Here is a 7,198-nt window from a genome sequence, read left to right as displayed (position 1 = left end):
CCCCCCCCCCCCCCCCCCCCCCCCCCCCCCCCCCCCCCCCCCCCCCCCCCCCCCCCCCCCCCCCCCCCCCCCCCCCCCCCCCCCCCCCCCCCCGCCCCCGCCCCCCACACAACGCAAGGCACAAACCCTTTCCCGACGTAACGCTGCGTAACACGCGCGCAATACAGCGCCACACTTCCCTGTTCGGCGCCACGCTCCCCCGCCGCCTCCCCCCAGCTCCACCACACCGCCCGCAGCCCACCCCCCACGCCACCAGCACCCACGGCCAAGCGGAAGTGCGCGTTCTCAGAATGCGGACCGAACAGAAACTCGGCCAAACCGGCCGAGACCCCCCTTCCGCGAACTTCGCCCTCCATCACGTCATAACAAGAAAGTCACAAGCCAGCCCACGACGATGCCCCTGCCCACAGACCGGGCTTAGAGTCACGGCCAGTCACCGCTCCATCGGGAGTTCGGTACCAGCGCGGCACCCGCCGCCCCCACAGGGATGGCAGTGACTGCGGAAAGGACTGATTGTGCGACGTTCCATGGTGATACTTACCTCCGTCCTCGCGACTGGAGCTCTGACGCTCACCGCCTGCGGCTCCCGTGACGACAGCGGCGACAGTGGCGACAACGGCGACTCCACCACCCTGACGATCGGCGTGGACGCCCCGCTCTCCGGTGAGAACTCCACCACCGGCCTCGGCATCCAGTACGGCTCCCAGATCGCCGTAGACGACGCCAACAAGAACAACCTCGTCCCCGGCGTCAAGTTCAAGATCAAGGCCCTGGACGACAAGGCCCAGCCCGCCACCGGCCAGTCCAACGCCACGGCCCTCGTCGGCGACAAGACCGTCGTCGGCGCCGTCGGCCCCCTGAACTCCGGCGTCGCCCAGACCATGCAGCAGGTGTTCGCCTCGGCCGACATGGTCCAGATCTCCCCCTCGAACACCAACCCCGAGCTGACCCAGGGCAAGAACTGGCAGACGGACAAGAAGCGGCCGTACAAGACGTACTTCCGCACCGCCACCACCGACGAGCTGCAGGGCGGCTTCGCCGCCGGCTACGCCTTCAACAAGCTCAAGAAGAAGAAGGCGTTTGTCGTCGACGACAAGCAGACCTACGGCGCCGGCCTGGCGAAGATCTTCAACGAGCAGTTCAAGAAGCTCGGCGGCACGGTCGTCCAGACCGACCACGTCAACACCGGTGACAAGGACTTCGGTTCCCTCGTCACCAAGATCAAGAACTCGGGCGCCGACCTGGTCTACTACGGCGGCCAGTACGACGAGTCCTCGCTGATCACCAAGCAGATGAAGGACGGCGGCGTCAAGATCCCGCTGTTCGGCGGCGACGGCATGTTCGCCTCCACCTACATCGAGACCGCCGGCGCCTCCGCCGAGGGCGACCTCGTCACCTCCGTCGGCGTCCCCGCCGACACCCTCCCCGCCGCCAAGACGTTCATCGAGACGTACAAGGCCAAGGGCTACAAGGGTGACTACGGCGCCTACGGCGCCTACTCCTACGACGCCACCACCGCCATCATCAAGGCCGTGAAGGCCGCCGTGGACGCCAACAACGGCGAAGTCCCCTCCGACATCAACAAGCTGCGCTCCAGCGTCGTCGCCGAAGTCCAGAAGTCCGACTTCGAGGGCATCAGCGGCAAGGTCGCCTTCGACGAGTACGGCGACACCACGAACAAGCAGCTCACCGTTTACCAGGTCGAAAAGGGTGCCTGGAAGGCTGTCGAGACCGGCACCGCCGACCTCGGCTGATCAAGGCCCCAGAACACCTCACCACGGGCCGCGCGGAAGGGGACCCCGACCGCGCGGCCCGTTTCCACACCCAGACCACCCCCCGGCACGCATCCAGTGCACACGACCACCAGCGACATGGAGGCCATGCGGTGAACACCCTGCCGCAGCAGCTGGCCAACGGGCTGCTCCTAGGCTCGATGTACGGGCTCATCGCCATCGGCTACACGATGGTGTACGGCATCGTCCAGCTCATCAACTTCGCGCACGGCGAGATCTTCATGACCGGCGCCTTCGGCGCACTCACGGTCTACTTCTACATCCTCCCCGACGGCACAGCGATGGCCCTCGCCATCCCCCTGATGCTCCTGGGCGGCGCAATCGTCGCCATCCTCATCGCCGTCGGAGCGGAACGATTCGCCTATCGGCCACTGCGCGGAGCACCACGGCTAGCACCGCTCATCACCGCCATCGGCCTCTCCCTGGCGCTCCAGGAGGTCGTCCGCAACTTCTACCCCGACGCCGACCGCGCCCGCGCCTTCCCCGGCCTCGACGCCACCCACGACATCGGCTCCATCACCATCAAGGACGCCGACATCTTCCTGATCGCCGCCGCGATCATCTGCATGTCCGGCCTCGCCTTCTTCGTCCGCAAGAGCCGCACCGGCCGCGCCATGCAGGCCACCGCACAAGACCCGGACACCGCCCAGCTCATGGGCATCGACACCAACCGCATCATCGTCATCGCCTTCGCGATCGGCGGCTTCTTCGCCGCCGTGGCAGCCGTCGCCTACGGCCTCAAGTACGGCAACGTCGACTACCGCATGGGCTTCCTCATGGGCCTCAAGGCGTTCACCGCAGCCGTCCTCGGCGGCATCGGCAACATCTACGGCGCCATGCTCGGCGGCATCGTCCTCGGCATCGCCGAAACCCTCGCCTCCGCCTACATCGACGGCATCCCCGGCATGCAGCAACTCGGCGGCCAGGGCTGGGCCAACGTCTGGGCCTTCGCCCTCCTCATCATCGTCCTCCTCGTGAGGCCACAAGGCCTACTCGGCGAACGCGTCGCGGACAGGGCGTGATCACGATGACCGACATCACCAAAACCACCCCCGCCACCCGCGGCCTCATCCCCCTCCCGGAAGCAGCCGCCCGCGGCCTCCTCCTCGGCGGCGGAATAGCCACCGCCGCCTCCGCCTTCCTCGCCTGGACCTGGACCTCAGAATTCCCCGGCGACCTCACCATCAACGGCTACCCCGGCGGCCTGCAATGGCTCACCTTCACCGCCGGCCTCCTCACCACCCTCTTCGCACTCGCCCTCTACGGCGTCCGCGGCCTCGGCTGGCTCCTGCCCGCCCGCAACAACGCCCCCCTCACCCTCGCCGCCCTCGGCGGCCTCGGCACCACCTGGTTCACCGTCATCGCCATCGCCAACAACCTCGGCGGCGTCGTCAACCTCGAACCCGGCGGCTGGATCGCAGCCATCGCCTCCCTGCTGCCCGTCCTCGGCGCCTTCGCCCTCCCCCAACAAGGAGTCGGCGAAAACAGCACCAAGGAAAGCCTCAAGGCGTACATCACCAAGCCCGACGCGATCCCCGCACCCCAGCCCCTCACCCCCTGGCTGGAACGCGCCGTCATCACCCTCGCCACCATCCTCGGCCTCGCCGTCTTCACCTACGGCATCGACACCGAGTACGGCGAACTCTTCATCGGCTACCTCTTCGTCGTCGTCTTCTTCACCTGGGCCCTGCACACCGCAGGCGTCATGGACCGCTTCTCCCGCATCGTCGCCCACAACCGCAGCTTCACGCTCGCCATGGGCTTCCTCGCGGCCATCGCGTTCCCCTTCACCCAGACCGACGACCACTACGCCAACATCGGCGTCAACATCCTCATCTTCGGAACCGTCGCCCTCGGCCTCAACATCGTCGTCGGCCTCGCCGGACTCCTCGACCTCGGATACGTCGCCTTCCTCGGCGTCGGCGCCTACACCGCCGCCCTCGTCTCCGGCTCCGAGTTCTCCCGCTTCTCCGGCGTCCAGTTCCCCTTCTGGGCCGCCGCCCTCGCCGGCGCCGCCGCCAGCCTCATCTTCGGCGTCCTCATCGGCGCCCCCACCCTGCGACTGCGCGGCGACTACCTCGCCATCGTCACCCTCGGCTTCGGCGAAATCTTCCGCATCGCCGTCAACAACATGGACGGCGTCTCCGGCCCGGACATCACCAACGGCCCCAACGGCATCCCGTCCATCCCCGACCTCAGCTTCTTCGGGTTCAACTTCGGCGAAGCACACGACGTAGCCGGCTTCACCCTCGGCCGCTTCGCCAACTACTACCTGCTGATGGTCCTCATCATGGCGATCGTCGTCCTGGTGTACACCCGCGCCGCCGACTCCCGCATCGGCCGCTCCTGGATCGCCATCCGCGAAGACGAGACCGCCGCCACCGCCATGGGCATCAACGGCTTCCGCGTCAAACTCATCGCCTTCGCCCTCGGCGCCGCCCTCGCCGGCCTCGCCGGCACCGTCAGCGCCCACGTCACCTACAGCGTCGTCCCGACGCCGTACCAGTTCGCCGGCTCCACCCCGCCGAACTCCGCCTTCCTCCTCGCCGCAGTCGTCCTCGGCGGCATGGGCACCGTCGCCGGCCCCATCCTCGGCGCCGCCCTGCTCTACCTCCTCCCCGAGAAGCTCGTCTTCCTCCAGGACAAGTCACTGCTCGCCTTCGGCATCGCGCTCATCCTCCTGATGCGCTTCCGCCCCGAAGGCATCATCGCCAACCGTCGCAACCAGCTGGAATTCCACGAAACCGGCCAACTCGACGTACCACAACAAACGACGCTGACCGACGAACCGGCAACCGTCACCAAGGCGGGGGCGTGAACGACATGACGACACCAGTACTCGAAGCCCGCGACGTCACCATGCGCTTCGGCGGCCTCACCGCCGTACGCTCCGTCGACTTCACCGTCAACACCGGCGAAATCGTCGGCCTCATCGGACCCAACGGCGCCGGCAAAACCACCTTCTTCAACTGCCTGACCGGCCTCTACATCCCCACCGAAGGCACGGTCTCCTACAAGGGCACCGTCCTCCCCCCCAAGCCCCACCTCGTCACCCAGGCCGGCATCGCCCGCACCTTCCAGAACATCCGCCTGTTCGCCAACATGACGGTCCTGGAAAACGTCCTCGTCGGCCGCCACACCCGCACCAAAGAAGGCCTCTGGTCCGCCCTCCTGCGCGGCCCCGGCTTCAAGAAAGCCGAAAAAGCCAGCGAAGAACGCGCCATGGAACTCCTCGAGTTCATCGGCCTCGCCCACAAGCGCGACCACCTGGCACGCAACCTCCCCTACGGCGAACAGCGCAAGCTCGAAATCGCCCGCGCACTGGCCTCCGAACCAGGCCTCCTCCTGCTCGACGAACCGACCGCCGGCATGAACCCCCAGGAAACGCGGACCACCGAAGAACTCGTCTTCGCCATCCGCGACATGGGCATCGCCGTCCTCGTCATCGAGCACGACATGCGCTTCATCTTCAACCTGTGCGACCGCGTCGCCGTCCTCGTCCAGGGCGAAAAACTCGTCGAAGGCACCTCCGCCGTCGTCCAGGCCGACGAACGCGTCATCGCCGCCTACCTCGGCGAACCGTTCGAAGGCGAACCCGGCGAAGCCGAAGCCGCGGAAATCGCCGCCGTCGAGGCCGAAGCCGACGCACAGAGCACCACCAGCACCAAAGGAGACGCCCAGTGACCGCACTGCTTGAGGTCGAAGACCTCCGGGTCGCCTACGGCAAAATCGAAGCCGTCAAAGGCATCTCCTTCAGCGTCGACGCCGGCCAGGTCGTCACCCTCATCGGCACCAACGGCGCCGGCAAGACCACCACCCTGCGCACCCTCTCGGGCCTCCTCAAGCCGGCCTCGGGAAAGATCATCTTCGACGGCAAGCCCCTCACCGGCATCCCCGCCCACAAGATCGTCGCCCTCGGACTGGCCCACTCCCCCGAAGGCCGCCACATCTTCCCCCGCCTCACCATCGCCGAAAACCTCCAACTCGGCGCCTTCCTCAGGAAAGACAAGGAAGGCATCGAAAAGGACATCCAACGCGCCTACGACCTCTTCCCGATCCTCGGAGAACGCCGCAGGCAAGCCGCCGGAACCCTCTCCGGCGGCGAACAGCAGATGCTGGCCATGGGCCGCGCCCTGATGTCCCGGCCGAAGCTCCTCATGCTGGACGAACCCTCCATGGGCCTCTCCCCCATCATGATGCAGAAGATCATGGCCACCATCGCCGAGCTCAAGTCCACCGGCACGACGATCCTCCTCGTCGAACAGAACGCCCAAGCCGCACTCTCCCTGGCCGACCAGGGACACGTCATGGAGGTCGGCAGCATCGTCGTCTCCGGCACCGGCGAAAACCTGCTCCACGACGAGTCGGTCCGCAAGGCCTACCTCGGCGAGGACTAGGGACACGCCTACGACGTGCCCCCGCACGACGAGTTGCCTGCACGACGAGGCCCGCGCCCCCGAATCCGGGACGCGGGCCTCGTCGTACGTAGCGCGAAGGGGGCCTCAGCCCTTGCCGTTCTTCTTCTCGTCAGCGTCCTGAATGACCGCCTCGGCGACCTGCTGCATCGACATCCGACGATCCATCGACGTCTTCTGAATCCAACGGAACGCAGCCGGCTCGGTCAGCCCGTACTCCGTCTGCAGAATCGACTTCGCACGGTCCACCAGCTTCCGCGTCTCCAGACGCAGAGTGAGGTCCGCGACCTCGTTCTCCAGCTCCCGCAACTCCGTGAAGCGCGACACCGCCATCTCGATCGCCGGCACGACATCACTCTTGCTGAACGGCTTCACCAGATACGCCATCGCACCGGCATCCCGAGCACGCTCGACGAGATCGCGCTGCGAGAAAGCGGTCAGCATCAGCACGGGCGCGATGCGCTCCTCGGCGATCTTCTCCGCCGCGGAGATACCGTCCAGCTTGGGCATCTTCACATCGAGGATCACGAGGTCCGGCTTGTGCTCGCGAGCGAGCTCGACGGCCTGCTCGCCGTCACCGGCCTCGCCCACGACGCTGTAGCCCTCTTCCTCCAGCATCTCTTTGAGGTCGAGGCGAATCAGCGCCTCGTCCTCGGCGATGACGACACGGGTCGTCAGCGGAGGCACGTGCGACTTGTCGTCGTCGGGCGCGTCTACGGGCTGGGGCGACTCGGGGGCGGTCACGGGGGCTCCTTGTTACGGGCCGGGCAGGTGCTGCTGCCTATGCAGCCTACCTAGAGGCGGACACCTGCGGTGACCCGGTACACTCTCGGCAGTGCCAGCCGGGTTGGCGGAACAGGCTTACGCGGATGTCTCAAACACATCTGTCCGAAAGGACATACGGGTTCGAATCCCGTACCCGGCACTGCCTGACCAGGAAGCGGATGTTCACGTTCTCGTGAACATCCGCTTTTTCGTGCGCACAGTCAC

Annotated in this window: 6 protein-coding genes and 1 tRNA gene; 6 read left to right on the top strand and 1 reads right to left on the bottom strand. The window is 66.8% G+C overall.

Features of this window, described 5'->3' with window-relative positions; genetic code table 11:
• Nucleotides 1–527: 527 nt before the first annotated feature.
• The 5 genes from ACZ5XS_RS25245 to ACZ5XS_RS25225 all read left to right on the top strand — a co-directional run bounded on the left by ACZ5XS_RS25245 (nucleotide 528) and on the right by ACZ5XS_RS25225 (nucleotide 6,190).
• Complete coding sequence (locus ACZ5XS_RS25245; RefSeq protein WP_468654862.1) at nucleotides 528–1,754, top strand: branched-chain amino acid ABC transporter substrate-binding protein; 1,227 nt, start codon at nucleotides 528–530, stop codon at nucleotides 1,752–1,754.
• Nucleotides 1,755–1,885: 131 nt separating this feature from the next.
• Nucleotides 1,886–2,815 (top strand): branched-chain amino acid ABC transporter permease, encoded by a 930-nt coding sequence (locus ACZ5XS_RS25240; protein WP_217235615.1) that lies wholly within the window; start codon nucleotides 1,886–1,888, stop codon nucleotides 2,813–2,815.
• 5 nt (nucleotides 2,816–2,820) lie between these two features.
• Nucleotides 2,821–4,611 carry a branched-chain amino acid ABC transporter permease gene (locus tag ACZ5XS_RS25235; protein WP_468654860.1) on the top strand — a complete coding sequence of 597 codons (1,791 nt, stop codon included), beginning with the start codon at nucleotides 2,821–2,823 and terminating at the stop codon, nucleotides 4,609–4,611.
• Nucleotides 4,612–4,616: 5 nt separating this feature from the next.
• On the top strand, nucleotides 4,617–5,477 hold the full coding sequence (locus ACZ5XS_RS25230; protein ID WP_468654858.1) for an ABC transporter ATP-binding protein: 861 nt from the start codon (nucleotides 4,617–4,619) through the stop codon (nucleotides 5,475–5,477).
• On the top strand, nucleotides 5,474–6,190 hold the full coding sequence (locus tag ACZ5XS_RS25225; protein WP_217235612.1) for an ABC transporter ATP-binding protein: 717 nt from the start codon (nucleotides 5,474–5,476) through the stop codon (nucleotides 6,188–6,190). The genes ACZ5XS_RS25230 and ACZ5XS_RS25225 overlap by 4 nt, the downstream gene beginning before the upstream one ends.
• Before the next feature lie 105 nt (nucleotides 6,191–6,295).
• Here the strand turns inward: ACZ5XS_RS25225 and ACZ5XS_RS25220 are convergent, their stop codons facing one another.
• Complete coding sequence (locus ACZ5XS_RS25220) at nucleotides 6,296–6,952, bottom strand: ANTAR domain-containing response regulator (protein WP_053748470.1); 657 nt, start codon at nucleotides 6,950–6,952, stop codon at nucleotides 6,296–6,298.
• A 97-nt stretch (nucleotides 6,953–7,049) separates the two neighbouring features.
• On the opposite strand from ACZ5XS_RS25220, the gene ACZ5XS_RS25215 reads away from it, so the two are divergent.
• Nucleotides 7,050–7,133 (top strand) — tRNA-Leu (locus ACZ5XS_RS25215).
• The last annotated feature ends 65 nt before the right edge of the window (nucleotides 7,134–7,198 follow it).

It is taken from the genome of Streptomyces sp. NPDC033131, assembly GCF_055578365.1.
The sequence above is the reverse complement of the archived record's forward strand: the minus strand, read 5'-3'. Positions and strand labels throughout refer to the sequence as shown.

Bases quoted from the DNA above. Each gene is read 5' to 3' on its own strand.
- ACZ5XS_RS25245 (WP_468654862.1), top strand. From the start codon at position 528: ATGGTGATACTTACCTCCGTCCTCGCGACTGGAGCTCTGACGCTCACC.
- ACZ5XS_RS25230 (WP_468654858.1), top strand. From the start codon at position 4,617: ATGACGACACCAGTACTCGAAGCCCGCGACGTCACCATGCGCTTCGGC.
- ACZ5XS_RS25235 (WP_468654860.1), top strand. From the start codon at position 2,821: ATGACCGACATCACCAAAACCACCCCCGCCACCCGCGGCCTCATCCCC.